The sequence below is a fragment of the Thermoactinospora rubra genome, from assembly GCF_002093975.1.
Lineage (GTDB): Bacteria > Actinomycetota > Actinomycetes > Streptosporangiales > Streptosporangiaceae > Nonomuraea > Nonomuraea rubra_A.
The window spans coordinates 1-24,806 of the sequence record NZ_MSZZ01000085.1 but is presented as its reverse complement, the minus strand read 5'-3'; the positions used below and the strand labels follow the sequence as shown (position 1 = coordinate 24,806).

Sequence of the window (24,806 nt, the reverse complement as noted above, 5' to 3'; positions counted from 1 at the left end):
TCGTGGTGATCGTCGACAACGACAGCATCCACCACGCCCGGGCGGGGGCCCGCTACCTGGAAGAGCACCCGCAGGTCGAGGTGCTGTACGGGGCCCGCTACAGCCCGCACGACAACCCGACCGAGCGCATCTGGGCCGCCCTGAAGGCGTTCATCGCCAACACCGCCGTCAGCTGGCCCGGCCGGCTGCGACAGATCCACGCCTTCTTCCGCGCCCGCTCCCCCGACCAGCTACTGGCCACCGCCGCCCCGTGGACCAGCCCCTGGCTGCCCGCCGGTTACAAGCGGAACTTCTGGAATGCCGCTTAGCCGCATTCGGGCCGGTGACACGAGGGACCACCGGACCGGGATCTGAGGCTGCCCGCCCCGCCGCCGTCGCGGGACCGTCTTGGGACCGTCTTGGGACCAACGTCCCGCCCATCGGTGCCGTTCGCCTCCGGTACGGGACGCCCGGACGCGGGAGGCTGAAAGCGCCGATGAAGGAGGTACCCAGATGACCACGCAGACGGCCACCCGGACAAGCGCCGACACGATGACCGCGAGCCAGGTGATGAGCCGCATCCTGGTCGCGGTCTCGCCGGAGGAGACGCCCCTGCTGGCCTGGGAGATCATGCGCCGCGCCGAGGTGCACCACCTGCCGGTGGTCGAGGGCGCGCGGCTGCTCGGCCTCCTGAGCCGCGAGGACCTGACCCGGGCCTGGTCGGGCAACCCGGAGACGCTGTCGCGGCAGCGGGTGCGCACCCTGCTCAGCGGGCGGCGGCAGCCGTACGTCCGGCCCGAGGACCCGCTGCCGCGCGTGGCCGCCGCGATGCTGGATGCCGGACGCGACGCCGTCCCGGTCATGGCCGACGGCGCCCTGGCCGGGCTCGTCACGGTCAACGACGTGCTGGCCGCCGTGGCCGGACGGATCCGCCCGGCGGAGAGCGCGGGGACGGTCGTGAGCGGCATGTTCCGGCTCGAACCCGTTCTGCCCGAGCCGGTGGACGGCTGAACACGCCCTTCGTGGGAGGAGATCCAGCATGTACGCACTGGTCGTGTACGAATCGATGTTCGGCAACACCGAGCGGATCGCGCAGGCGATCGCGGACGGGCTGGGCACGTCGATGGCCGTGCAGGTGACCGAGGTCGGGTCGGCGCCGCGGATCCTCGGCGAGGACGTCGGCCTGCTCGTGGTGGGCGGCCCGACGCACGCCTTCGGGATGAGCAGGCCGTCCACCCGCGCGTCGGCCGCCCAGCAGATGGACGGGCCGCTCGTCTCCCGTGGCGTCGGCGTGCGGGAGTGGCTGGCCGCGTTGCACACCCCGTCGGCGCGGCTGGCGAGTGCGGCGTTCGACACCCGCATCTGGAAGCCGCGCCTGCCCGGATCTGCGGCGAAGGCCGCGCGGCGAGCGCTGCGCAGGCTGGGCGTGCGGGCGGTGGCGCCGCCGGAGAGCTTCTACGTGGCCGACACGCAGGGGCCGCTGGTGGACGGCGAGGTGGAGCGGGCCCGGCGGTGGGGCGAGCAGCTGGCCGCCCTCGTCACCCATCCCTCACCCGCGTGAGTTCATGGTGAAGCGCCGTCCCCGACGGGGCGGCGCTTCATCATGACGAGACGACGCGGAAGACGGGATACCTCTCCGCGATGCGGTCGAACTCCTCCAGCGGGGCGGCCCGGTCCACCGGAATGTGCGGCCGGGCGCCCGGTGCGAGGGCCAGGTAGCGCCGCAGGATCGGCGCCCGCTCCGGCGGCGGCACCTCCTCCAGGAGCACTCTTTCACGACGGCCATGCCGCAGGACGACCCGTCCGTCGGCGGCTCGGACGTTGGCGACCCAATTGGCCCGCTCGCCCAGCATCGACACCAGGTAGCGTTCGCCCCGGTAGTCGGCGACGACCACGGGCAGCGACACCGGGCGGCCGGTCAGCCGTCCCCGGACCTCCAGCGTGGCCAGCCGCCGGGGCATGACGAGCCCGGTGTCGTGCACGACGGCCTGGATCCGGTTCAGCACGCGCGCCAGCCTGTTGGGCCTGCCGCCGCGGTACAGCCAGCGCAGGTAGCGGCGATACGGGCTTGCGGAAACGGGTGGCATGACACCACTGTCCGGGCGGATCCCGAAGGAGGACAGAGACCAAAGTCCCTTCGGGAAGGGGAGAACGGCTCTCCTCGGCGCCCCGCAGGCGGCGGACGCTGGGGGCATGCGGCAGCTGAGCGCGCTGGACGCGCAGTTCCTCAACTTCGAGACCGACACCAACGTGGCCAACGTGGGCGGCCTCGCCATCCTGGACGGCACGGTCTCGCGGACGGGCATCCTCGCGCTGCTGGAGGAACGCCTGCCCGCCGTACCGCAGCTGCGTCGGCGGCTTGCTTTGGTCCCGCTGGGGCTGGACCACCCCTACTGGGCCGAGGACGCCGAGGTGGACCTGGATTACCACGTCAGGGAGCTGGCCCTGCCGCCGCCGGGCGACGACCGGCAGCTCGGCGAGCAGGTGGCTCGCATCCACGAGCGGCGGCTGGACCGCACCCGGCCGCTGTGGGAGATGTACGTCATTCAAGGCTTGGCCGTGGGCCGCAGTGCCGTCTACACCAAGCTCCACCACGCCGCCGTCGACGGGCTGACCGGGGCGGAGGTGCTGGCGGCCCTCATGGACCCCGTCGACATGGACTCCGCAGGCCCCGTCCCGAAGCCGGAGCCGCAGCCGCCGCCCACCCTGTGGCGGATGCTTGCGCGCACCGCGATGCACGCCGCGGCGTCACCCCTGCGCCTGCTGAGGTTCGCCGGTGAGACGCTTCCCGTGCTGGATCAGCTGCCCGTCGTTTCGCGTGTCCCCGGTGCGCGCCTGCTGTCCGGCATGCTGCGCACGCGCCCGCTGCCGCCCGTGCCCGAGTTCGCCGCGCCCCCGACTCCCTTCAGCGGGCCGGTGTCCGCGCACCGCCGCTTCGTCTTCGCCGAGCTGTCCCTCGCCGCGGTCAAACAGGTCAAGGACGCCTGCGGGGTCACCGTCAACGACGTGGTGATGGCCCTGGCGGCGGCCGCGGTCCGGCAGTGGCTCGTGGACCACGGGGCGCTGCCTGACCGGCCGCTGGTGGCCGGTGTGCCGTTCTCCCTACGCGGCAAGGACTCCCGGCGCGGGAAGAGCGGGGACGGGCCGGGCAACCAGGTCACCATCATGCTCACGACGCTGGCGACCCACATCGCCGACGCCCGGGAACGGCTGGCGGCGGTCAGCACGGGCATGCGCGCCGTCAAGGAGCGCTTCGAGCTGACGCCCGCCCGCTGGCTGGAAGACCTGACGGAAAGCCTCCCGGAGCCGGTCAACGGGCTGGCGGACCGGACGGCGTTCGAGCTGGTGGGCCAGACGATGCCGCCTGTCAACGTCGTGGTGTCCAACGTGCCGGGACCGCAGTTCCCCCTGTCGGTCGCTGGCGTGCGGCTGCTGGCTCACTACCCCGTATCCGTGATCACGGACGTCAGCGGCGGGCTGAACATCACGGCCTTCTCCTACGACGGGCACCTGGACGTCGGCATCATCGCCGACCGGGACCTGGTTCCCGACGTGTGGCGCTTCCCCGGCTACCTTCGTGCCGCGCTGGACGAGCTGCGCGACCCGGTCACAGCGAGCTGATGCGGCGGCCGGTGACACGGCCGGGCGTGATGCGGATGTACAGGTCGCGCTCGCCGCCCGCCCACGGCGTCACCTCGACGCCGGCGACGGAGGCGGCCTCCTCCTCCGGGACGAGGTGGGCCGGGCCCTGCACCAGCACGCTCCAGCCTTCCCGGCGGGCCTCGTCGATGCGGTCGACCTGGAAGGCGATGATCACATCGACGCCCCGCAGGCCGGTGCGCAGCTGCTCCTCCATGGCGCCGCCGTACCGGGTGCGGAAGACGATCCCGCCCTCGTGCACGGTGTAGTTCACCGGGAACACCACCGGCCCGCCCGGGCCGCCGAAGGCCACCCGGCCGACCCCGCCGGGGCCGATGAGGCGCAGGCACTCGTCCCGGTCCAGCTCGTGCAGGTGCGGGGCGGCCATGGCCGGACCGGGGCCGGGCGGGCGTTCGCGTCCGCCGCCGAGCAGATTGTCCACGGTGGTCTCCAACGCCTTGGCCAGCCGGTCCAGCGTCTCGACCGGCGGCGTCGCCGGGTTGGCCTCCAGGTAACGCAGATAGCCGGGATCCATCTCGGCGCGCTCGGCCACCTGCTCCGGCGTCAGGCCGAGGCGTTCGCGGTGGGCGACCAGGCGGCGGCCCAGGTCACTGTTGACCGTCATGCTGCATCCTCCCTTGATCCCATGTCTCACGCTCTTTCCCGTCATCTCGGCGCGGACACCGGCGTCCGTCTGTCGCCGCGTGAACCCTAGGAACGCAGCCGGCGGCGCAGGGGAGACGGCGACGGCTCGCACGGCATCAGCCTGATGCGCGCGTCGACGCAGACCGCTCCCTGCGGGGTGACGATGACGGGATTGAGATCCAGCTCGGCCACCTCGGGCAGGTCTTCGAGCAGGTCGGCGACGCCGACGACCTGCCGGGCCAGCGCCTCCACATCGACGGGCGGCCTGCCGCGGTAGCCGCGCAGCAGGGGAGCGCAGCGCAGCTCCCCGATCATGTCCAGAGCGGTCTCGGCGGTGAGCGGCGGCACCCGGAGGGCCCGGTCGCCGAGCAGGTCCGCGGCGACACCGCCCATGCCGGCCATGACCAGCGGGCCGAAGGAGGGGTAGGTCACGCCGCCCACGATGATCTCCACACCGGCCGGCAGCATGGGCTGGACCAGTGCGCCGGTCATCTCCGGGCCGATCGCCTCGGCCATCTCGCGGTAGGCGTGCCGTACCTCCTCTGGAGTGCGCAGGCCGAGCCGTACCCCGCCCACGTCGCTCTTGTGCACCGGGCCGACGGCCTTCAGGACGGCGGGCAGCCCCACCAGGGTGGCGGCCTGCGCGGCGGCGTCGGGATCGTCGGCGGTGAGGGAGTTCACCAGGTCGATGCCGTAGCAGCCCAGCAGCCGGGCGGCCAGCTCGGGGGAGGCCCAGCAGCCGTCGGGATGCTCCTGAAGCGCCTGGCGGATCAGGGTCTGGGCGTCCGGCTGTCCCGGGGCGGGTGCCTTGACCAGGGGCGGCGCCGTACGGCCACGTGACTCGGCGTAGCCGGCCGCGTGGGACAGCGCCGCCACGGCCCGCTCGGGGAAGGCATAGCTCGGCACCCGGCCGTCGATGAGCCCGTCGTGGCCGACGACGCAGGCCAGCACGGGGACGTCGACATGCCGCGCGGCCTCGGCGATCACCTCGCGGGTGCGCTCCAGCCCGGAGCCGAAGGGCGGCGTGTAGACCACGAGCACCGCGTCCACCTGCGGCGCGAGCTTCTCGATGGCCTGGCCGAGCTGCTCGGCGCGGGCCTCGGCGGTGAGGTCGACGGGGTTGCCCAGGGCAGCGGCGGAGGGAACCGTACCGGCCAGCGCGCCCGCATCCAGCTCTGGGACGAGGAGCCCGTGGCGTTCGCAGGCGTCGGCGGCCATGGCCTGGGGCCCGCCGGAGTTACCGATGATCGCCACGCGCCGGCCGCGGGGAAGCGGCTGCGCCGCCAGCAGCAGCGCGGTGTCGATGAGGTCGCCGACGCTGTCGAGCCGGATGACGCCGGAGGCGCGGGCCAGGGCGTCCACGGCCACGTCAGGGGTCGCGGCGGCGGCGGTGTGGGAGCGGACCGCACGGTCGCCCGCGTCGGAGCGGCCGCTCTTGACCAGCAGGATCGGCTTTTTGGCCGCCACGCGGCGGGCGATGCGCAGGAACCTGCGCGGGTTGCCGAAGGACTCCAGGTACAGGGCGATCACGGTGGTGGCCTCGTCGTCCTCCCAGTACTCCAGCAGGTCGTTGCCGCTGACGTCGGCCTTGTTGCCGACCGACACGAAGGAGGAGACCGGCAGCCGATCCAGGATGGCCGCGCCCACGGCGCCGGACTGCGACATCAGCGCGACCCGGCCCGGCCGCGGATTCGTGGGCAGGAAGGTGGCGTTGAGGCGTGCCGCGGTGTTGAGGATGCCCAGGCAGTTCGGGCCGATGAGCCGCATCCCCGCCGTGCGGCAGATCTTCAGCAGCTCCGCCTCGCCGTCCTTGCCGCTCTCGGCGAACCCGGCCGACAGCACGACCAGGCCGCGCACGCCGGCCGCGGCGCAGTCGCGTGCCACGTCCAGGACATGCCGGGCGGGAACGGCCACCACGGCGACGTCGACGGGGCCGGGCAGGTCGCGCACCGATGGGTAGCAGCGCAGGCCGGCCAGCTCGCCCGTTCTCGGGTTGACCGGATAGACGGGCCCGGTGAAGCCGCCGTCGAGCAGGTTGCGCACCACGCGGTGGCCCACGCCGGACGGGTCACGCCCGGCGCCGATCACCGCCACCGCGGCGGGCGCGAGGACCCGGGCCAGCGAGGCCCGCTCGGCCTGATGGTCGCGGTCCTCGATGCGGGCGGCCAGCCGCGCCGTGGGCCGGGCGGCGATCCGGATGGCGATCACGCCGTGGTCGTAGCGCTGGTCGAGGTCGGTGCCGAGGTCGCGCAGCACGCGAAGCACCGGCTGGTTCTCCGCCAGCACGTCGGCGACCAGCTCGTGGACGCCGTTCTCGGCGGCGTCCAGGGCGAGGTGTTCCAGCAGCAGCGTCCCGAGGCCGTGGCCGTGGACGGCGTCGTCCAGCAGGATGGCCAGGTCGGCGGTGCGCTCGCCTGCGGGGACGTACTCGGTGACCGCCACGAGCCGGTCCCGTACGGTGGCCACCAGCGCGTGGCCGCGATAGCCGGGGCCGGTGATGTGGTCCATGTAGGCGTGCGCGGTGGCCCGTCCGCCGGTGAAGAACCGCAGGTACGCCGAGCGCTCGGAGCAGCGGTCCACCAGCGCGTGCAACGCCTGGCGATCATCCGCTCGTAGCGGCCTGATGTGGGCGATGCCGCCGTCCCGCAGCAGGGCGTCGTATTCGTCAGCCAAGGCACGTCTCCTGTCAGACAAGGCACGGCTCCAGTTCGGTGAGGGGACGGCGAGGGGCTCTGGGGACGGCCGGGCCGTACCCGAGCCTGATGATCATCTGGGGGTGGCCGCGGCGGTGCCGGGGATCGCCGCGCCGGCGCATGTCGCGCAGGTCCAGCGCCTGGTTGAGGAACGAGGCCGACACGCCGTGCCCGGTGGCGGTCAGCAGCATGCGTTGCAGGGCCTGCCCGGCGCACAGCCAGTCCAGCGGCCCGTCGCCCGGCGTGGTCAGCACCGCCAGCTGCGGGTGGGCCTCGAAGCGGGCCTCGCGGGTGCGGTGGCCGAAGTCGCGGATCGGGTCGACGTCGCCGACGGCGTGCGGGCCGTGGACGTAGGACGGCAGGCCGTCGCGTCCGGTCCAAGCCGCCAGCTCGGCGCGATATCCGGGATCCGCCGCCAGCTCCTCCTCCGCGATGGCCGCGTAGTCCAGCAGGTCCGCCGTGCCCCGGCGGCCCGGCAGGACCAGCCCGGCGCCCTCCTTGGCCGCCGCGGCGCGCAGCTCGGCCAGCACCGCCGCCGGTACCGGCCGCCCGTCGAAGGGTTCCCTGTTGGTACGGCGCAGCGGAATGCGGTCATACAGCTCGCGATGCTCGGCCGATCGGGGAGCCGGGACACCGATCCGCACCGCCGCCAGCAGGTCAGGCTCGGCCTCCGGGGACGGCAGCAGCCAGATCACCGGCCGGCGGCAGGCGGCCCGCAGGGCGACCCGCATGTTGAACAGCGCCGCACCACAGCTCACGAGCAAGGACCGGCCACGAGGATCGCCGGCCTGCAGCTGCCTGTCCCGATCGGCGAACAGCTCGACGAACTCCTCGCCGACGAACCGGAACCGCCACGGCTGGGTGTTGTGGACCGACGGCGCCTGGCCCGCCGCGACCAGGATCCTGCGCATGAGTGGCGTTGACATGGCGTACCTCCCGCCTCCAACACTGACGGCCGGGGCGGCGGGCAGGCAGAGCCGGACGTCCCGCGGCGGGCGGGCCGAAGGTCCCGACGCGGCCGCCCGTCCCGTCGCTCGCTTCGCGGACCAGCGCCCGCCCGTAGGTGTCCGAGTAAGCCCAGGCGTCGGCTTCGAGGAATCACCTGGTCAGGGGGTTTGATACGGCAGCCGGTGGTGATGCGGATGCACCGGGGCGCCCTCACGACCCGCCCACGGCGTCACCTCGACGCCGCGCATGGAGACGGCCGTTCGGCCTCACCGTGATGGGACCTCCGGCCCTGCCGATCACGCCCATCCGTGGGGTGCGATGGAAGCCGAAGGAGGACATCATGATCATCGTTGCAGTCGACGGTTCCCCCGCCGCGAACGCCGCCCTGGACTGGGCCGCCGACGACGCCGTCCGCATGCACGAGCCGCTGCGCATCGTCCACGTGCTCGAGCGCCTGCCGTACCAGATCCGCATGTACCCGATCGCCGACTGGCCCGACCCGCTCAGGCCGGCCGCCGAGAAGATCATCCAGGAGGCCGTGGCGCGCGTCCGCAACCGGCAGCCCACGCTGGAGGTCAAGACCGACATCGTCGAGGGCGCACCGGCGCCGGCGATCCAGGAGACGGGGGCGGAGGCCACCCAGATCGTGCTCGGCACTCGTGGGCTGGGCGGCTTCGCCGGAGCCCTGCTGGGCTCGGTGAGCACCTACGTCGCCGAGCACGCGCATTGCCCCGTGGTCGCGGCACGGCCAGGCCAGCACACCGCGCACGGCGAGGTCGTGGTGGGCGTCGACGACTCCGACACCAGCCGCCCCGCCCTGGCCTACGCCTTCGAGCAGGCCAAGCTGCGCGGCGCCCGGCTCCGGGCCGTCCATGCCTGGCAACTGCCGATCCACCTGTACGCCCCCGGCATCCCCTACGACCTGGACGACATCCAGGCCCGAATGTCGCAGATGGTCCGCGACGCCGTGGCCGGCCTGCGCGAGCGCTACCCCGAGGTGACTGTGGTCGAGGACGTGCGGACCGCCCACCCGGTGGACGCGCTGTGCCAGGCGTCGGACGCCGCGGACCTGGTCGTGGTGGGTTCGCACGGCCGCGGCGCGGTCGGCTCGCTGCTGCTCGGCTCGGTCAGCCGCGGCGTGCTGCACCACGCCCGCAGCGCCGTCGCCGTCGTGCGCTCCAGCCGGGCTGCGGCGTCTGGCCGGTCACACGAGTAGGCCGACGGTGGCAGTGCCGGGGACAGGCGGGCGTGATTCGAGGACCCGCGTTCCGCAGTTCGTAGGCACACGGGCGTGATTTGCCGGCGCATAGCGGCTGGTCAGCGAGTCAGGTCCGTGTTCCACGACCCTGTCGAACTCGAAAGTGTAGTAACACGAGCGTTTGGGATTTCACTGCGGAACAGCCGAATCCATGGTTCCCTGTGGGCATGTACTTACGGTTCACCCAGCGGACCAACGCCGACGGGACGGTCGTGCGATACGCGGCGTTGGCGCATAACCGCAGGGTGGACGGCAAGGTCAAGCCAGATGTGCTGATGAACCTGGGCCGGGTCGACCGGCTGGACGTGGACGGGCTGCGGCGGCTCGCGGCCTCGATCACCAAACACTTCGGCGGCGACGGCCTCATCTTGGACGACGGCACCGAGGCCGCTCTGGCGGCCGGAGTCTGTCCGATGGAGGTGGTCGACTCACGGCCGATCGGGACGTCCTGGCTGCTTGACGCGCTCTGGAAGCGCCTGGAGATCGCCGGTGCGATCAAGAAGGCCACCGACGGGCGCCGGTTCACCACGAACGTGGAGCGGGTGCTGTTCGCTCTGGTGGCCAACCGGGCGATCGAACCGATGAGCAAGCTGTCGGCCGCCGAATGGGCCAGCGAAGACGCGATCATCAGCGGGCTGGGACGCATGGATGAGGACCAGGCCTATCGGGCGATGGACCTGCTGGCCGAGGCCGACACCACCGGCAAGGTGCAGGAAGCGGTGTTCTTCGCCGTCGCTCATCTGCTCAACCTGGAGGTGGATCTGTTGTTCTTCGACACCACCTCCACCTACTTCGAACGCGACGAGGAAGACGACGACACTGCTGAGCAGCGAGGGCTCCGCCGATACGGCAAGTCCAAGGATCACCGCGACGACCTGCCGCAGATCGTGATCGGCCTGGCGGTGACCAAGGAGGGCATCCCCGTGCGGGTGTGGTGCTGGCCCGGCAGCACCAACGACCAGCAGATCCTGGCCGAGGTGAAGGACGACATGCGGGACTGGAAGCTCGGCCGTGTGATCACCGTGGTCGACCGCGGCTTCTCCAGCGCCGACAACCTCGCCTATCTGCGCCGGGCCGGCGGGCACTTCATCGCCGGGATGCGCATGCGCGACGGCAACGCCCTGGTCGAGCAGGCTCTGGCGCGCCAAGGCCGCTACCAGAGCGTCCGCGACAACCTTCGCGTCAAGGAAGTTAAGGTCGACGGCTCCGGCGACGTCCGGTTCATCATCTGCCACAACCCTGAGCAGGCCGAGCGCGACAAGCACCAGCGAGAGCAGGCCATCGCCCGGATCGAGGCCGAGCTCGAGCGGATCGCCGCTCAGCGCCAACGCGACCGCTCCCGCGCCAAGAACGGGCAGGTGAGCGCGAAGGCCGCCGATCGGGCAGAACAAGCGCACGTGCGAGCCGAGTGCGCACTGCGCGACCACCCCACGTTGAAGCGGTGGATCCGGCAACAGAAGAACGGCCGCCTGGTCATCGACCGCGCGAAGGTCAAGACCGAGGCGAACCTGGACGGCAAGTACCTGCTGGCCACCAGCGACCCCGACATCTCCACCGAGGACGCCGCCCTGGGCTACAAGAACCTTCTCGAGGCCGAGCGTGGGTTCCGTGATCTGAAGTCCGAGCTGCTGCTGCGGCCAATCTTCCACCGGCTCGAGCACCGGATCCGCGCCCATGTCCTGATCTGCTGGCTCGCCCTGCTGCTGACCCGCATCGCCGAGCGTTCCACCGGGCAAACATGGCGATACATCCGGCGCGAGACCGCCCGGCTCAAGCAGGTCACCCTCGCCGGCCAGGCCGGGACGATCACCCAGACCACCCCGCTCCGCCCCGATAGCAAGGCCATCTACCAGGCACTTTCCATCACCCCGCCGCCTCGCCTCACCGCCTTCGACCCCAGCTAGGCAAGATCGAAACAGGCCTGGAGGGCGTGGGCACACGACCCTGCCCGGCCATCTCGGCGTTCCTGCAGCTCACGCCCGGAACTCGGCATCACGTGTGACCACCAACTGCGGAAGCCGGGGAGGACATCGACGGCCTTTCCGCACGCGGTCAGCCCATCCTTTCTGGCGGCTTTCGGACAGCGCATACTGTCTCCGCTTCAGACGTTGAGACAGCGAGCCGTCATCGCAGGCATTGCCATCGCCGCAGGCCTCCGCCGGCCAGATACGCCATGCGGGCTGAACTAGCGATTTTGCGCCGTCGCTACCTGCCCGGCTGGCAGATCGCGGACGGTAGGGCCGTGATGTTTCCGGCCACGATCGTACCGGTCAGCCGATACCGGGGCACGAAGATCTCCACATCATGGGAGAGCTGGTGGGCCAACACCACGCCGCTGCCAACGGCATGAACACGTGGAGAGCCGGATGCGCGGAGACGTGCTTCTCCGCACTATGAAGGAGATGGGTCTTTCTGATCTTTTCTGGACCCTGTGCAGCACTACGAGAAAGGCGCCGGGCCGACCAGGTGTCTCACCTGGTCGGCCCGGCCAACTACCTTTCGTCCGGATCGCCGCTTCCAGGAGGCCTGCGCCGGGTGCGCAACCACAGGAGAACAGCAGCGACCAAGAGGGCGATCGCGGAGATGTTCTCCATGTTGGACATGACCCCGTCCCATCCCCGCCCGTTGCGGGCGTAGTAGGAGGCACCTAACACGGTCACGATGGCGATCAAGAACTCCGTCCGCGGAGCGACCAGGATCCAATCAAGGATCTTGACGCCGGGTCGAGCGGCGTCTCTTGCACGGACCTTGATCGCCCCTATCACAAGCCCAGCGGCATGCGCCAGGAGCTCGTGAGGCTTTGGAACACGTCCATCACCAGGCCCAAAGTGCAGGTTGGCGATGAACTCCTTGGCTCGCCAGGCTCGCTTGGAGCCGCCGATGATCACGGCGAGTCCGGCCAGGGCGAGTGCACCCTTCCTGCTGGCCTCGCCCCAGCTCGCGCGGCGCAGAGCGGTCACGAAGACCAGCAGCCCCAGGGCCAGCGTGTAGAGACTCACGCTGAGGGTGCCGATGCCGAGGAGCCAGAACAAGGTGATCCAGCTCCCGAAGAGGCCCACCAAGGTGGCGCCGAAGGCCAGACCGGCGAGCACGCCGGCCCACCCAACCCCGACGCGGTCGAGGCTGGCCTGGATGACCAGGCCGACGACGGGGGACAACAACCCCGTCACGACCACCGCAAAGATGAACCCGAGCGGAAGGTCGAGCCGAAGAGGGTCATCAGCGAAGAGGGCAACGATGCCTCTCCCGATCGCCGTCTGGGCAACGGCCGCGGCGCCGACCATGCCAGCCTGCAGCAGCAAGGGAACGCGCTGGCGCAGCTCTTCAGCCATGCACGCAAGTGGATTGGTCACGGGAGGCGTACTCTCCCTGGAGGGTTCTGTTGTCACCGAGTCCTTGCCTTAGTGATCTTTAGTGAAGCAGGGCAGCGGGTAGCCAGCGACGCTTGCGCCGGATTGCCTCGGCCTTCGCGTCTGCGTACTCCTGCCGACCTGTTCCCGTGACCTCGTAGAAACGGCGACGGGGACGATCATCGGGCCCTTCGGCCTCCCACTTGCCTTCAATCCAGCCCGCCTCCTCCAATCGTTCCAAGATCGGGTAAACCGTTCCCGACCCCAAACCGGACAGTTCGCAGATGCGGTAACCCCAGACGGGGTCGTCCGCGCTGGACGCCATGAGAACGTCGAGCACGAGTCTGGTCGGGGTTGTAAGCCTGATCTTCGACTCGCTCATGGATTCATCCTCCTCCAGAGGCCGGGACCCTATGTCGAGAACGACACAGAACTTTCGTCGCCACGATATTAGCCCAGCTCACAGACTCGCCCAGAAGAATGTTCGGTGAGCTGCAAAATCTGGCGGCAGTCCCGGCTAGGATCTACGGCTCTGCCAGGAACTCGCTTTGTCGAATCGGAAATCAGCGGACGGACAGCAAGCCGATGTCGACGACATGGTTGATCTTCAGCAGCCGCTGCGCCTGCAGGCGCTTGTCGGCCAGCAAGCGCAGAGTGAGATCGATGCCCTCCACCTCACCAAGCCAGCCTTCCGTGACGGCGCGCTCCCGGCGCTGACGGAGATCGTCTTCGAGCTCGGCCAGGCAAGGCAGTGGCTCCAGGCCGCGGTCATCGACCAGGTCCAGCACCTCGCGCCGGAACTCGGGCGGATAACCCCGCCGTCCCATGCCACCCGCCTCTCGGTGAGTGGCACAAGAATCCAGCAGTCCGCTTCCACGGAACTCGGGTCACACCAACTCCCCTCAAGCGGCCGGTTGGCGACGGTGTGCGGCACCGAAGGCATCCCCAACCGTTGCTGCGAGCACGAGGTAGGCGTCTCGCGTTGCCTTCGCCAAGCGGTCGAGGTCTAGTTCAGAGTCCTCTTCGAGGTGCGGGTCGTAGGGAATGCTCACCACCGCGCGGCATCGGTCCTTGAAGTAGCCGTTGAGTGCCTCCAAGTCAACGGTGGACTTGTTCCTAGGTCGCACGCTAGAGAGGACGACAGTCGCACTCCTTGTCAGGTCGGCGTATCCGTGAACCTCCAGCCAGTCCAGCGTCGCCTCCGCGGCTCGGGCCGCTGCCACTGACGGCGACGTGACGAGGACAACCTGGTGGGCGAGCGTGAGGATGCTCGACATCGCAGAGTGCAGCAGCCCGGTTCCGCAGTCGGTGATGCAGATCGAGTAGAACTGCTCCAGGAGCTGGGCCACGGCCCGGTAGTCACTGGCGCTGAAGGCTTCCGAGACGGCTGGATCGCGGGCAGAGGCCAGGATCTCCAGTCGGCTCGATTGCGACTGGGAGGTGAAAGCCCGAACATCGGCGTACCGCACGTTGTCCGCAGGCGTGAGCTCGGTGAGCAGCTCACGCACGGTGGCGTTGGTCTCGACGCGCACTCGGTCTGACAGAGTGCCGCGATCAGGGTTGGCATCCACGGCGATCACGCGATCCCCACGGACAGCGGCGAGCATGGACCCAAGCCCCACTGCCGTGGTCGTCTTGCCGACACCGCCCTTCAGGCTCAGGACAGCGACTCGATGGTGCCCGCCGGCCACCGGGGTGCGGGCTCGGCCGATGAGGTCTCGGCGCCGCAGCTCGCGAGGGGACTCCCCAGGATGAATGAGCCCGCCTGTGGACTGGTAGACGAGTCGGCGCCAGCCGCCGGCAGGCGCGTGCCTCTTGCCTCGCAGCAGTCGTTCGGGCGAGAGGCGGTCGGCGCCGTCGGCTCTCAACAGGCTGGCCTCCGAGTCGTCGAGGTATGGCGATCGGACGTGGTCCTCGGCCATCTGGCCTCCCGATGACTACGGCGGTTGTGCGTGCCAGGCGTACCGCCGTACAGAGATTGCTAAACGCCTATCCATGCCTTCTTTAACCGAAGAGCTAAGGGCCGAAACCACAAAAGGGATATATCTCGAAATAGTGGTATGAAAACTTGTCGCCTTTGACAAGTTCTCTGCAGTGCTTCATCACGGTCTGAAGTATCTGCAGCTCAACCAACTGGCCTGGTCTTGTCGTTCCGCTGGATCGGTGCTTACTCTTCTCGGTGCGCATGGCTTACCGGTGAAAGTCAAGTAGAGGTGATTGCCGTGTTTCGTCCGCATTGTGGTCTGGCTTGCCGCTCATTTTGGCTAATACTTCTGTGCGGATCGGCTCTTACCGCATGCGCAACCAATGACGGAACAGCCCTTCCACCGCGAACATCACAGTCGGCGGCCTCCGCCCCTGCCTCGGCATCGACAACGCCCCACGACGCGGCTCTCCGGGCCTACACCGACTACTGGCCGGCATCCCAGAAGGCGGCCACGTCACCGCCTGACCAGGCCCGCCGCCTGCTGGAGCCGTACGTCACCAAGGACTACCTCTCCAAGGAGCTCGCCGGGATCAGGCAGCTGCGGAAACAGAAACGCGAGCCATGGGGCGCCGAGAAGATCCGCGTGACGGAGGTGGCCATCAACGGCCGCCACGCCCGCATCCGCGACTGCCAAGACGTCTCCCACAGCGGCCTGGCCGACGCCGAGACCCACGAGGTGATCCCCGAGTCCACCCGCGGTCCGGCGACGAGGCACGTGGAAGCGCTGCTGGAGCGAGACCGCGAAGGCGTCTGGCGGCTGGCCCGCATCTCGGTTCTGGAGTCCGCATGCAAGCCACCGTCTTCCTGATCGCTGCCCTGACTGTCGGCGGGTGGACCGCCGGCCCGAAGGACGATGACCGCGGTGTGCACCAGGCCCCCGACAGCTGGCGCCCTTGGGCCACCGACACCACCACCGTTCCAGGTTCGAGAGGGCGTCCCAGCAGAAGCCAAGGCAACGGCAGCAGCCATTGGTCGAGCTGCCGGACGCTCCCCGGCCCCAACGGCATCTCCTACCTCGAGTGCAAGGGTGGCCGACCTGGAGGGCCGGATTCCGCCTTCGAAGGGACCACGCCCGCTGACAGAGCCGCAGGTCCGTTCATCACCCCCGAAATGTTGCTGGAAGAGGCTCTACGCCAGGTCCAGCCACCGCCGCCCATCATCCACACCGCCCCGCCTCGCGGGCGCGAAGGCTACGTCGGTGTGCGCCACTTCTACTGGACGGACCGGAGCCAGTGGCGCTCGATCACCAAGCGAGCCAGCGCTGGAGCCGTGTGGGCCGAGGTCACCGCAACGCCCTCCCGCCTCGTCATCGATCCAGGCGCAGGCCAGGCTCGCCTCACCTGCCAAGGGCCGGGCACGCCGTACGACTTCAGTAAGGCACCCGACCGGCAGAACACCAGCTGCACGCACATCTACACACGATCAAGCGCCGGTCTGAAGAGCTCTCAGTACACCGCCACAGTGAGCGTCGTCTGGACGGCGACCTGGGTGGGCTCCGGCGGCGCGGGCGGACCGCTGGCCCCGATCACGGTGTCCACCACGTTCCCAGTCCGCATCGCCGAAGGCCAGGCGCTGGTCCAAAGGAGTGCCTGAATGGCTCGCAAGACTCTCCCCGCACCACCGAACTCCGAACAGGTACCGCCGGTCAAGACGCCGAAGCTCCCTCGACAGCCGCGGCAGCGCCGTACAGGGATGGCCGTCTTCTCCGTCGCGCTGGTGACCGGCGGTGGCGTGCTGGCCTTCCACACGGTCGGGCGGCTCGACGACCGTACCTCTGTCCTGGTCATGGCCCGCGACGTGCCGATCGGTCAGCAGATCACCAGGGAAGATGTCACGACGGCGATGGTGAAGGCCGACGAGCGGCTGGCCACCGTCGAAGGCGGCCAGCTCCAGCGCCTCATCGGCATGCGAGCCGCCACCGATCTCAAAAAAGGCATGCTGGTCGTACGGCAAGCCGTGACCGACCGGGTGAGTCCGGTCCGAGGGCAAGAGCTCGTCCCTGTCGCTCTCAAGCCGAGCCGCCTTCCCGCCCGCGGCTTGAGGCCAGGTGATCTGGTCCGTGTCGTTCCCGCACCGGACGCACAGACTCCGATGCCCTCCAAGGCGGAGGCAGTCACGGCTGCGGTGGATCAGGTCAAGGGCGTCGACGCTGATGGCCTGGTGGTGGTCGACCTGATCGTGAACGCCGGTGACAGCGACCAGCTGGCTGAACAGTCGGCTGCCGGCCAGGTCGTCCTCGTCCTCCGGTCCAGGGAGGAGTGAGTGGCCATCTACACGCTGATGAACCCCGGTGACTCGCCTGGAGTGACGACAACGGCGTTGGCCGTCAGCTACGCCTGGGGCGGGCGCGCCCTGCTCGCCGAATGCGACCCCAAAGGCGGCAACGTCCTGCAAGGCTTCCTCACCGGCCGGCTGGGCGGCATCCACGGCGGGCTCCTGGAGCTGGCGATGGCCATCGCGCACAATTCCAACCCCGCCGTGCTCTGGGAACATGTCATCCCGCTCGACCAGGACGCCCGCGAGTGGCTCCTCCTTCCCGGCATCCGCGATCCTCGCCACGCTCCACAGCTCGACATGGCCTGGGACTCGATCGTCGATGTCCTGGAGACGGCAACGGAGGACGTCGTCGACGTCGTGGCAGACGTCGGCCAGATCGGGCGGCCGGACACTCCCATGAAGCTGATCGCCCGCTCCAGCCTGGCGGTGATGCTCCTCCGCCCGACCCTGCGGCAGATCACCGCGGCCAAGCCCCGGCTCGACGCGCTGGGACGGTATGTCGGCACCAGCGTCCCCGTCGCGCTCGCCCTCATCGGGCGGGGCGACTACAGCGACAGGCAGATCAGCCAGGTGCTGTACGGCCTGCCGATCATCGGGCGGATCCCGCACGACCCGCGGTCAGCCGCTCTTCTCTCCGACGGCAAGCGTTCCCGAGGACTCATCCGCGTCAATTTCCTGATGCGCGCCGCCGCCAGGCTCGCCGTCGCCATGCGCGAACACGCGCAGAAGACCGCGATCGCCGACTCGGTGGAGGAAGCAGGATGAGCACCTGGCCCCCGAAGGGCGATTGGCAGCCGCAGCCGCTCCCAAGGCGCATCGCCCCAGACCCGGTACCGCCCAGCCGTACCGAATCCGACCTTGAAGACAAGGCGTTCCGAGAGGCGGTCATCGCGATCACCGCCTCCGTAGCCGAGGACCTGAAGGACACCCGCGACCGGGACGAAGCCCGCCAGGTCATCCGAGCCCGCGTCCAACGCTGGGCCCAGGACCAGATCGTCAACGACGGCCCGCTCAGCTTCGCCACCCAGCGCCGCCTGGTCGAGGCGGTTACGGACGAGCGCTACGAGCTCGGCGTGCTCACGCCGTACATCAAGGACGACCAGGTCGAGAGCATCGACATCAACGGCTGCGACCAGGTGTGGATCACCTACAGCGACGGGACCTGCGTCCGTGGCCCGGCCGTGGCCCCGACCGACGACGACCTGATCAAGATGATCCAGATGTGGGCGCTGCACAAGAGCTACAGCCCGCGTGAGTTCTCCGCCGCCAACCCGCTGCTCAACGTTGCTCTCCGGCCCGGCGAGAACGAGGAGGGAGTCGGCGTCCGGCTCAGCGCCACCATGGCCGTGACCCAGCGACCGTGCGCGAGCATCAGATGCCACCGCCTGGTGGACATCACCCTGAAGGACCTGCTCAGGCTCGGCACCGTCAACCAGAGCCTTCATGACTTCCTCCAGGCCGCCGTCCTGACCCGCCTCAACATCGTGATCACCGGCGGCACCGCTGCAGGCAAAACCACGCTGCTGCGCGCCCTCGCTTCGGTGATCGACCCTATGGAACGGCTGGCCACCCTGGAGTCCGACTACGAGCTGTTCCTGGACAAGCTCACCCACCGCCACGCCAACGTGGTCGCTTTCCAGGTACGGCAGGCCAACTCCGAAGGCGTCGGCGCGATCGGCCTGGACGCGCTGATCCCGCACTCCCTGCGCAAGAACATCAAGCGGATCATCGTCGGCGAGGTCCGATCCGACGAGATCATCGCGATGTTCGAGGCGATGAACACCGGCCACCCCGGCTCGATGTGCACCATCCACACCGACGGCACCGAGGAGATCTTCAACCGGATCGTCATGCTGTGGACCCGCGGCGCCCGAGCCTCCACCCCGCCGTCCGTCATCCACATCAACACCGGCGAGACCATCGACCTGGTGGTCCACCTGCGCATGGACCCGGAGACCAACACCCGCTTCGTCTCCGAGGTCCTCGAGGTCTTGCCCCCGGCCGACAGCGAGCTGCCCAGCCGTAACCACATCTACCGCCCGACCGGACCGGCAGGCCGGGCCATGCCCGACATCACCCCGCAATGCCTGCCCAAACTCAAGCAAGCCGGATTCGACCCTGCACTCCTGGATCCACGAGCAGCCACCTGGAAGACGGCATGAACACCACCGCGGTCCTCGCCGGGCTCAGCGCCTCCACGATCATGGGTGGAGCGGTCCTCCTGTCCGCAGCCTTCATCGGCCGCTCCGCCGAGACCGCGACGCGACCGCCGAGCCGCTGGGCCTCGCTCCGCGCGGCTGCCGCGCGACATCGGCGGCAAGCCCTCGTCGCGATGGCAGCAGGAGTCTTGGTCTTCGTTCTGACCGGATGGCCGGTCGCCGGGCTGGCCACTGCGGCTGCGGTCTTCGGCATTCCGCGAGTGGTTAGCAACCGTGCTTCTGTCGAACGCATCGAGAAGCTCGAAGCGCTGGAGCTCTGGACCCGCCGCCTCGCCGATCTACTCACTGCCAGCCGAGCTCTGGAGCAGGCGCTGGAGCACAGCGCAGCCCGGAACGTCCCGCCGCCGATTGCCGGGCCGGTCACCCGGCTCGCCCGCCGCGTCGGTGCGGCGCGCCTGCCGACCGAGGAGGCGCTGCGCCTGTTCGCCGACGAACTCAACGATCCCGTCGGTGACCGGATCGCCGCTGCTCTGATCCTGGTCGCCCGCCGGCGTGGCAGCGGAGCCGTCGTTGTCCTGAACCGCCTCGCCGAACTGGTCGCCAAGGACGTCAGCGACCGTCGCGAGGTGGAAGCCGCACGAGCCGAGCATCGGACGTCCATTCGCTGGATCATCGGGATCTTCGCCACCTTCTCGGCTATCGCCGCCTTCCAGAAGACGTACGTCGCACCCTTCGGCACCCCACTTGGCCAAGCCGTCCTCGCGGCGGTCGCGCTGTTCTACGCGGTCGGCCTGTGGTGGCTGCATCGGCTCGGGACCGCCGCCCCCGGCCATCGGTTCCTGGGAGGAAGCGTATGACGGCGATCCTCTCCGGCTGTCTGATCGGCCTCGGGCTCGCGGTCCTGGTCGCTCATCTCTTCCCGGCGCCACCTCGGCTGGACGCGGCAATTGCCCGACTCGAGGGCACCGAAGCCGAGGTGACGGGGCTGGGGTCCTGGCTGGCCCTACGGCTGCCGCGGGTTCCGGTGCCGTGCAGCGACCTGGAGTTGCTCGGAATGAGCGTCGAGCAGTTCATGCTCAAACGGGTCGGCTACGGGATCTTCGGCCTCGTCCTCCCTTCTCTCCTCTACCTTGCCTACGTCGCAGTCGGCTTGTCCCTGCCGTGGATGGTCCCTCTCGGTGCTGGCCTTGTTCTCTGCGTGCTGTTCGCGCTGATCCCGGACCTGGCCGTGCGCAACCAAGCCCGTGAACGGCGCCAGGAGTTCCGCGCCGCCCTGTCCACCTACCTCGACATGGTCGCCCTGGAGCGGGCTGCCGGAGCAGGGCCCACCCAGGCTCTCCAAGCACCCGCCGACGTGTGCACCGGATGGGTGTTCAGGCGGATCGCAGAGGTCTTGCAGCAGGCCCGGCACGCTGGAGAGCAGCCTTGGCGCGGGCTGGCAGAGCTCGGCGAGAGGGCAGGAGTCACCGAGCTCACCGAACTCGCGGACATCGCGGAGGACGCCGGATCCGAAGGCACCCAGGTCCTGTCCACGCTGCTGGCCAAGGCCCAGTCCATGCGAACGGCAGCGCTGGCCGACGCCCGCGCCAAGGCCAACAGCCGCACCAGTGAGATGCCCGTCGCGATCGGGTTGTCGGTCTTCGGCTTCCTGGTGCTCGTCTGCTTCCCAGCCGTCTACAGGATCATGAGCTAGGAGGAGTTCCCATGGCCAAGTTCCTACCTCCCGAGATCGTCTATGTGATGGTCGTCCTCAAGGATCGGCTCCAGCGGGCACGTCAGGCATCTGACCGGGGCAGCATGTCGGCCGAGGCGATGATCATCATCGCAGCGCTCGTCCTCGTCGCCCTCGCGGTGATGGGCATCGTCACCGCGAAGATCATCTCCAAGGCCAACTCCATCGACCTCGGCTGAGCACATGCCGGGCGAACGAGGGGCGGTCACCGCCGAGGTAGTCATCGTCCTGCCCGTCGTCATGCTCACGATCCTGGCCTGCATGCAGGTGTGCCTGGTGTTCTTCGGCCAGTCCGTCGCGCTGGCCGCCGCTCAGGAAGGCGTGCGCGCCGCCCGCGCCGAAGGGGCATCCCGTACGGCTGGCGCCGCAGTGGCTCGGCGCTATGCGGAAAGGACCGCGGGCGGTTTCCTCCACTCGGTGACCGCGTCAAACGCGGGCGGCGCGACCACCATCCGGGTGATTGTGCGCGGCCGGACGCTATCGCTGGTGCCGTTCCTGCCCTCGATCCCCGTGGTCGCCGAGGCCGCCGGTGCAGTCGAGAGGTTCACGACGCCATGACCGATCGCGGCAGCGCCACCGCGGAGGCGGTCTTCGCCATCACCGCGATCGTCTTCGTCCTGCTCCTCGGGGTGGCCGCCGGGCGCGTCACTGTCGCCACGTTCGCCGTCGAGGCCGCCGCCAGAGACGCAGCCCGGCAAGCCTCCATCGCGCGCACCGCTTCTGCCGCTCGAGCGAATGCGGTTGTCAGCGCGACAGCATCGCTGAACAGCCATGGCGTGACATGCACCGCTCTGGGCGTCCATGTGGACGTCGGAGGCTTTGGCTCTGCGGTCGGGACTCCCGCCAGTGTGCGCGTCACGGTCTCGTGTGCCGTACCGCTGGAGGACGTGGCTTTCCCCGGCCTTCCCGGCAGCGTTCAGCGCCGAGCCACCTTCATCAGCCCGCTTGATCCTTACCGGGGGAGAGGATCATGAGGGCCTGGGGGGACGACGACCGCGGCTCCATCACCGCCTACGCAGTCATCCTGATCGCTGTCTTGCTCCTCTTCGTCGGCTTGGCCGTCGACGGCGGGGCCAAGCTGCGCGCCGGGTGGGAAGCCATGGGCGTCGCCGAAGAGGCCGCCCGTGCTGGAGCCGGCCAGCTCGACCGAGAAGCGGTTTATCGCGGCGGGCGAGCCATCGTCGATCGAGGCGCCGCCGTACGAGCTGCCCAGAACTACCTCGCCGCCAGCGGGCACGCCGGTTCGGTGAGCATCGCAGGTCCAGACTCGATCCGAGTCAGCGTGACGGTCACCAAGACGACCTGGTTGCTGTCAATGGTGGGGATCTCCTCGGTCAGCATGACGGCCACGGCGACCGCTGACCTGGTCACCGGTGTGGAAGGGCCGAACCGATGAGCATCCCCCGGCATCTCCGTGCCCTCAATGCGATCGCTGTGCTGCTGGGCATCGTCGTGGGATTCCCGGCGCTCCTGCATGCCACCGTCGGCTCGCCGATCCCCGACCGCCTGCCCACGATCGAGCAGATCATCGATAACCTGAGCCGCCCAGACGATGGCAGCCTGCTGATCAGCACATTGGAGTGGGTGGCCTGGGCAGCGTGGGCCTGGTTCGTCACAACCTTGGCCGTGGAGATCCTGGCGCGCTTCAGGCAGGCGCGGATCAGGCCTCGCATGCCAGACGTGCTTGGCATGCGCCGGTTCGCGGCGTATCTGATCACGTCGGCTACTTTGCTCGCCAGTGCTCCCGCCGCCCTGGCCGCACCTGCACCTTCTCAGGTCGTCGCCACAGCGCCGGTGGATCCGGCCCCGAAACCGCCTGAGCCAAAGATCTACAAGGTGAAACCGGGCGACACGCTCTGGAAGATCGCCAGCCGTCAGCTCGGCAACCCGCGGCGATGGATGCAGATCTGGCGGCTCAACGCTCATCATCGCCAGGCCGACGGCAGGTTCTTGTCCGACCCCGACCTCATCCAGCCGGGCTGGGAGCTACGTCTCCCGAGCAAGAAGCCAGCTCCTCATGAGCCGAAGACGACCGCTCCGCATCACCGGACGCGGCAGGCCACACCGCCCGTGCCAACGGCGAGTCCCGAACCCACGCGGCCAGTTCCGAGAACCACAGAGCAGGAAGACCAGGCAGTGATCACGATCCGGCTGCCCTCCGGCTCACTGATCACGCTGGCGTATGTGGCCGGGATCAGCACGGCCTACGTCGCGGCTCGCTTCCGGCGCCGCCGAACCTCATCGGCACCGGAAAGCGCCACACCCACTCCCGAACCGGAGCCGGCGCCAGCCATACGAGAGATCCGCCGGGCTCACATGCAGGCACACAGCGACCGTGGAGAACCAGCTCTATCCGATGCCGAGCTACTCCGGCAACGGCACGAAGCGATCGACGTTCCGGACACGATCGCACTCGCGGACGGCGTACAAGCTGGACTGTCCGGCCTGGGCCTCGGGCTTACCGGCCCCGGCGCGTCCGCCGTGGCACGCTACCTCGTGAACGATCTCGTACAGCAGGCGCACAACTACCGCACGCACGTGATCATGTGTGCTGACATGGCTCATGAGCTCTACGGCACGTCGCCCGAGGGCGTGCCGGGGCTGACGGTCACCGATTCGGCGGGCGCGGCGTTCAGGATGTTCGAGGAGCGCCACTTCACCCGGCGGCGTATGGTCCTGGAGCGCGAGGCGAGTGGGATCGATGAACTTCGTGACCGGGATCCGAGCGAGGCGCTGCCCGCGGTGATCCTGGTGACCGGCCCCGAAGACGAGCTCTACACGACCGTCGGATCGCTCCTGACAGCCGGCCGGATGACCGGCACCGGGGTGATCGTCCTGGGAGAGTGGCCGCCGGGAACCACTTGCCGGATCGGCGAAGACCGCCACGTCACCGAAGCGGACGGCCCGCTTGCCGGCGATCTCCTCGGAACGGAGATGTACCACCTCGGGCAGGCCGAGGCTGCCCAGCACCTTCAGCAGCTCGCAGAGCCATCGGCTGGCGAGCCGGAGATCGCCCTTCCACAGGGTGTGGATATGTGGCGCGGCCCTCAGCTCGTGAGGCTGTCGATCCTGGGGCCGCCGCTCGTCCAGATTCGTGATCGGCCGATGCCGCTTGATCTGAGCTGGCTGCAGCTGAACGCCCTCGCCTACCTCGCGCTCCACCCCGAAGGCGTCACCAACGCACAGCTGACGACCGCTCTGTGGCCGGACGAGGTCGGGAAAGATCTGCACAACACGCTGCGACACCTCCGCGAGGCTCTCGTCTCCGCCACGGGCTACGTTAACCCCGAGCCGAGGACCGCTCCGTTCATCAGCGCCTCGACCACCAAGCGGACCGCCGTCTACCGCATCGACACCTCGCTGATCAGCGTGGATCTCCACGACTACCTGGCCGCTCTGGACCAGGTCAAGACGGCAGCCGACGATGAGGAACGAGTGGCCGCCCTCTCGCGGGCCGCAGCCTTGTGCCGGGGGGAACTTCTGAAAGGGCTGGAGCCCGAGTGGGTGGACGAGCATCGATACGCGCTGACACGTTCGCAGGCCGACACCCTCAGCCGTCTGGTCGCACTCCGCGAGCACGATGATCCGGAGGAGGCCATCGCACTCCTCGAGCGCGTTCGCATCCTCGAACCGGGGGCCGAAGACGCGGCCATCCAGATCGCTCGCATCCAGCTTCGGCTGGGCCGTCGCGACGATGCCCGCCGAACCATCGAACTCCTCCGTCGTGAGCTCGACTTCCTCGGCCTGCGCATGAGCCCAGCGGCAACGAGGCAGGTTGCCGAACTGTTCAGCAATTAGCTTTCCACCATGATGCCTTTGGGCTTGCCGTAGGCGCGGTGGAACCACACCATGTCAACGGATGGCCCACTGGCGAGAGGTCCCAAACCTCGCTCAACGATCCCACTGCCAGCGACAACACCTTAAAAATTACTAAGGCGCGGTGAGGCGCTACACGGGTTGAACGCGTAGAGCCGGTCATGTGATCACGGTGGTCTCCTCCATGGTGAGTCCGGTCTGGGCCAGGCAGCCGTCGATCAGATGGGGCCGGTACTGGATCTTCTTGAGGTTGCGCTTGATGATCCGGGCGAGTGCGGTTAGAGCCTGCTGACAAAGGCTTAAGTCCTGGTGGGGATGGGCCC

The 24,806-nt window shown here is 69.1% G+C and carries 26 protein-coding genes; 18 read left to right on the top strand and 8 right to left on the bottom strand.

Features of this window, described 5'->3' with window-relative positions; all coding sequences use genetic code 11:
- The 3 genes from BSB02_RS37680 to BSB02_RS37670 form a co-directional block, all read left to right on the top strand.
- Positions 1–308, top strand: a 308-nt coding sequence (locus BSB02_RS37680; protein ID WP_206185103.1) for a transposase, incomplete at its 5' end; no start/stop codon positions are given.
- Positions 309–492: 184 nt separating this feature from the next.
- On the top strand, positions 493–990 hold the full coding sequence (locus tag BSB02_RS37675) for a CBS domain-containing protein (RefSeq protein ID WP_084965797.1): 498 nt from the start codon (positions 493–495) through the stop codon (positions 988–990).
- Positions 991–1,018: 28 nt separating this feature from the next.
- On the top strand, positions 1,019–1,540 hold the full coding sequence (locus tag BSB02_RS37670) for a flavodoxin family protein (RefSeq protein WP_084965796.1): 522 nt from the start codon (positions 1,019–1,021) through the stop codon (positions 1,538–1,540).
- Between the two features lie 40 nt (positions 1,541–1,580).
- On the opposite strand, the gene BSB02_RS37665 is transcribed toward BSB02_RS37670, so the two are convergent.
- A complete protein-coding gene (locus BSB02_RS37665) occupies positions 1,581–2,066 on the bottom strand; it encodes a nitroreductase/quinone reductase family protein (protein ID WP_084965795.1) in 486 nt (161 codons plus the stop codon).
- Between the two features lie 106 nt (positions 2,067–2,172).
- Here BSB02_RS37665 and BSB02_RS37660 point away from each other — a divergent pair, with 106 nt between their 5' ends.
- A complete protein-coding gene (locus BSB02_RS37660) occupies positions 2,173–3,600 on the top strand; it encodes a WS/DGAT/MGAT family O-acyltransferase (protein ID WP_084965794.1) in 1,428 nt (475 codons plus the stop codon).
- Here the strand turns inward: BSB02_RS37660 and BSB02_RS37655 are convergent.
- The 3 genes from BSB02_RS37655 to BSB02_RS37645 form a co-directional block, all read right to left on the bottom strand.
- Positions 3,587–4,243: a helix-turn-helix domain-containing protein gene (locus tag BSB02_RS37655; protein WP_084965793.1), complete on the bottom strand. Its 657-nt coding sequence runs from the start codon at positions 4,241–4,243 to the stop codon at positions 3,587–3,589. The two genes, BSB02_RS37660 and BSB02_RS37655, sit on opposite strands and share 14 nt — an antisense overlap.
- Positions 4,244–4,329: 86 nt before the next feature.
- On the bottom strand, positions 4,330–6,936 hold the full coding sequence (locus tag BSB02_RS37650; RefSeq protein ID WP_084965792.1) for a bifunctional acetate--CoA ligase family protein/GNAT family N-acetyltransferase: 2,607 nt from the start codon (positions 6,934–6,936) through the stop codon (positions 4,330–4,332).
- 13 nt (positions 6,937–6,949) lie between these two features.
- On the bottom strand, positions 6,950–7,882 hold the full coding sequence (locus tag BSB02_RS37645; RefSeq protein WP_084965791.1) for an Acg family FMN-binding oxidoreductase: 933 nt from the start codon (positions 7,880–7,882) through the stop codon (positions 6,950–6,952).
- A gap of 362 nt (positions 7,883–8,244) precedes the next feature.
- Between BSB02_RS37645 and BSB02_RS37640 the strand changes: the two genes are divergently transcribed.
- Complete coding sequence (locus BSB02_RS37640; protein WP_084965799.1) at positions 8,245–9,120, top strand: universal stress protein; 876 nt, start codon at positions 8,245–8,247, stop codon at positions 9,118–9,120.
- A 209-nt stretch (positions 9,121–9,329) separates the two neighbouring features.
- Entirely contained in the window at positions 9,330–11,066 is a 1,737-nt protein-coding gene (locus BSB02_RS37635) for an IS1634 family transposase (protein ID WP_084965790.1), read from the top strand.
- Positions 11,067–11,654: 588 nt separating this feature from the next.
- Here the strand turns inward: BSB02_RS37635 and BSB02_RS37630 are convergent.
- The 4 genes from BSB02_RS37630 to BSB02_RS37615 form a co-directional block, all read right to left on the bottom strand.
- Positions 11,655–12,494, bottom strand: coding sequence for a hypothetical protein (locus tag BSB02_RS37630; protein WP_084965789.1), 840 nt, complete (start codon positions 12,492–12,494; stop codon positions 11,655–11,657).
- 79 nt (positions 12,495–12,573) lie between these two features.
- A complete protein-coding gene (locus BSB02_RS37625; RefSeq protein WP_084965788.1) occupies positions 12,574–12,894 on the bottom strand; it encodes a PadR family transcriptional regulator in 321 nt (106 codons plus the stop codon).
- A 181-nt stretch (positions 12,895–13,075) separates the two neighbouring features.
- Positions 13,076–13,339, bottom strand: coding sequence for a hypothetical protein (locus tag BSB02_RS37620; protein ID WP_240507020.1), 264 nt, complete (start codon positions 13,337–13,339; stop codon positions 13,076–13,078).
- 75 nt (positions 13,340–13,414) lie between these two features.
- The gene (locus BSB02_RS37615) at positions 13,415–14,434 is read right to left on the bottom strand and encodes a MinD/ParA family ATP-binding protein (RefSeq protein WP_084965787.1); all 1,020 of its coding nucleotides are present in this window, start codon (positions 14,432–14,434) and stop codon (positions 13,415–13,417) included.
- 648 nt (positions 14,435–15,082) lie between these two features.
- On the opposite strand from BSB02_RS37615, the gene BSB02_RS37610 reads away from it, so the two are divergent.
- From BSB02_RS37610 to BSB02_RS37555, 12 genes are read left to right on the top strand one after another with little or no spacing between them, the layout of a single operon-like run.
- Positions 15,083–15,307, top strand: a complete 225-nt coding sequence (locus tag BSB02_RS37610; RefSeq protein WP_084965786.1) for a hypothetical protein — start codon at positions 15,083–15,085, stop codon at positions 15,305–15,307.
- Positions 15,286–16,092: a hypothetical protein gene (locus BSB02_RS40950; protein ID WP_158088863.1), complete on the top strand. Its 807-nt coding sequence runs from the start codon at positions 15,286–15,288 to the stop codon at positions 16,090–16,092. The genes BSB02_RS37610 and BSB02_RS40950 overlap by 22 nt, the downstream gene beginning before the upstream one ends.
- The gene (locus tag BSB02_RS37600; protein WP_084965784.1) at positions 16,093–16,761 is read left to right on the top strand and encodes an SAF domain-containing protein; all 669 of its coding nucleotides are present in this window, start codon (positions 16,093–16,095) and stop codon (positions 16,759–16,761) included.
- Positions 16,762–17,541 (top strand): hypothetical protein, encoded by a 780-nt coding sequence (locus tag BSB02_RS40945; RefSeq protein ID WP_158088862.1) that lies wholly within the window; start codon positions 16,762–16,764, stop codon positions 17,539–17,541.
- On the top strand, positions 17,538–18,938 hold the full coding sequence (locus BSB02_RS37590) for a TadA family conjugal transfer-associated ATPase (RefSeq protein ID WP_084965782.1): 1,401 nt from the start codon (positions 17,538–17,540) through the stop codon (positions 18,936–18,938). The genes BSB02_RS40945 and BSB02_RS37590 overlap by 4 nt, the downstream gene beginning before the upstream one ends.
- The gene (locus tag BSB02_RS37585; RefSeq protein WP_158088861.1) at positions 18,935–19,792 is read left to right on the top strand and encodes a type II secretion system F family protein; all 858 of its coding nucleotides are present in this window, start codon (positions 18,935–18,937) and stop codon (positions 19,790–19,792) included. Before BSB02_RS37590 ends, BSB02_RS37585 begins: the two co-directional genes overlap by 4 nt.
- On the top strand, positions 19,789–20,628 hold the full coding sequence (locus BSB02_RS37580; protein ID WP_084965780.1) for a type II secretion system F family protein: 840 nt from the start codon (positions 19,789–19,791) through the stop codon (positions 20,626–20,628). The genes BSB02_RS37585 and BSB02_RS37580 overlap by 4 nt, the downstream gene beginning before the upstream one ends.
- Positions 20,629–20,639: 11 nt before the next feature.
- On the top strand, positions 20,640–20,846 hold the full coding sequence (locus BSB02_RS37575; RefSeq protein WP_084965779.1) for a hypothetical protein: 207 nt from the start codon (positions 20,640–20,642) through the stop codon (positions 20,844–20,846).
- Positions 20,847–20,850: 4 nt separating this feature from the next.
- Positions 20,851–21,225 carry a TadE family protein gene (locus tag BSB02_RS37570; protein WP_084965778.1) on the top strand — a complete coding sequence of 125 codons (375 nt, stop codon included), beginning with the start codon at positions 20,851–20,853 and terminating at the stop codon, positions 21,223–21,225.
- On the top strand, positions 21,222–21,641 hold the full coding sequence (locus BSB02_RS37565; protein WP_084965777.1) for a hypothetical protein: 420 nt from the start codon (positions 21,222–21,224) through the stop codon (positions 21,639–21,641). The genes BSB02_RS37570 and BSB02_RS37565 overlap by 4 nt, the downstream gene beginning before the upstream one ends.
- On the top strand, positions 21,638–22,063 hold the full coding sequence (locus BSB02_RS37560) for a pilus assembly protein TadG-related protein (protein WP_084965776.1): 426 nt from the start codon (positions 21,638–21,640) through the stop codon (positions 22,061–22,063). The genes BSB02_RS37565 and BSB02_RS37560 overlap by 4 nt, the downstream gene beginning before the upstream one ends.
- A complete protein-coding gene (locus tag BSB02_RS37555; protein WP_084965775.1) occupies positions 22,060–24,465 on the top strand; it encodes an AfsR/SARP family transcriptional regulator in 2,406 nt (801 codons plus the stop codon). Before BSB02_RS37560 ends, BSB02_RS37555 begins: the two co-directional genes overlap by 4 nt.
- Positions 24,466–24,806: the final 341 nt, after the last annotated feature.

Bases quoted from the DNA above. Each gene is read 5' to 3' on its own strand.
- BSB02_RS37675 (WP_084965797.1), top strand. From the start codon at position 493: ATGACCACGCAGACGGCCACCCGGACAAGCGCCGACACGATGACCGCG.
- BSB02_RS37670 (WP_084965796.1), top strand. From the start codon at position 1,019: ATGTACGCACTGGTCGTGTACGAATCGATGTTCGGCAACACCGAGCGG.
- BSB02_RS37665 (WP_084965795.1), bottom strand. From the start codon at position 2,066: ATGCCACCCGTTTCCGCAAGCCCGTATCGCCGCTACCTGCGCTGGCTG.
- BSB02_RS37660 (WP_084965794.1), top strand. From the start codon at position 2,173: ATGCGGCAGCTGAGCGCGCTGGACGCGCAGTTCCTCAACTTCGAGACC.
- BSB02_RS37655 (WP_084965793.1), bottom strand. From the start codon at position 4,243: ATGACGGTCAACAGTGACCTGGGCCGCCGCCTGGTCGCCCACCGCGAA.
- BSB02_RS37645 (WP_084965791.1), bottom strand. From the start codon at position 7,882: ATGTCAACGCCACTCATGCGCAGGATCCTGGTCGCGGCGGGCCAGGCG.
- BSB02_RS37640 (WP_084965799.1), top strand. From the start codon at position 8,245: ATGATCATCGTTGCAGTCGACGGTTCCCCCGCCGCGAACGCCGCCCTG.
- BSB02_RS37635 (WP_084965790.1), top strand. From the start codon at position 9,330: ATGTACTTACGGTTCACCCAGCGGACCAACGCCGACGGGACGGTCGTG.
- BSB02_RS37630 (WP_084965789.1), bottom strand. From the start codon at position 12,494: ATGGCTGAAGAGCTGCGCCAGCGCGTTCCCTTGCTGCTGCAGGCTGGC.
- BSB02_RS37625 (WP_084965788.1), bottom strand. From the start codon at position 12,894: ATGAGCGAGTCGAAGATCAGGCTTACAACCCCGACCAGACTCGTGCTC.
- BSB02_RS37620 (WP_240507020.1), bottom strand. From the start codon at position 13,339: ATGGGACGGCGGGGTTATCCGCCCGAGTTCCGGCGCGAGGTGCTGGAC.
- BSB02_RS37615 (WP_084965787.1), bottom strand. From the start codon at position 14,434: ATGGCCGAGGACCACGTCCGATCGCCATACCTCGACGACTCGGAGGCC.
- BSB02_RS40950 (WP_158088863.1), top strand. From the start codon at position 15,286: ATGCAAGCCACCGTCTTCCTGATCGCTGCCCTGACTGTCGGCGGGTGG.
- BSB02_RS37600 (WP_084965784.1), top strand. From the start codon at position 16,093: ATGGCTCGCAAGACTCTCCCCGCACCACCGAACTCCGAACAGGTACCG.
- BSB02_RS37590 (WP_084965782.1), top strand. From the start codon at position 17,538: ATGAGCACCTGGCCCCCGAAGGGCGATTGGCAGCCGCAGCCGCTCCCA.
- BSB02_RS37585 (WP_158088861.1), top strand. From the start codon at position 18,935: ATGAACACCACCGCGGTCCTCGCCGGGCTCAGCGCCTCCACGATCATG.
- BSB02_RS37580 (WP_084965780.1), top strand. From the start codon at position 19,789: ATGACGGCGATCCTCTCCGGCTGTCTGATCGGCCTCGGGCTCGCGGTC.
- BSB02_RS37575 (WP_084965779.1), top strand. From the start codon at position 20,640: ATGGCCAAGTTCCTACCTCCCGAGATCGTCTATGTGATGGTCGTCCTC.
- BSB02_RS37570 (WP_084965778.1), top strand. From the start codon at position 20,851: ATGCCGGGCGAACGAGGGGCGGTCACCGCCGAGGTAGTCATCGTCCTG.
- BSB02_RS37565 (WP_084965777.1), top strand. From the start codon at position 21,222: ATGACCGATCGCGGCAGCGCCACCGCGGAGGCGGTCTTCGCCATCACC.
- BSB02_RS37560 (WP_084965776.1), top strand. From the start codon at position 21,638: ATGAGGGCCTGGGGGGACGACGACCGCGGCTCCATCACCGCCTACGCA.
- BSB02_RS37555 (WP_084965775.1), top strand. From the start codon at position 22,060: ATGAGCATCCCCCGGCATCTCCGTGCCCTCAATGCGATCGCTGTGCTG.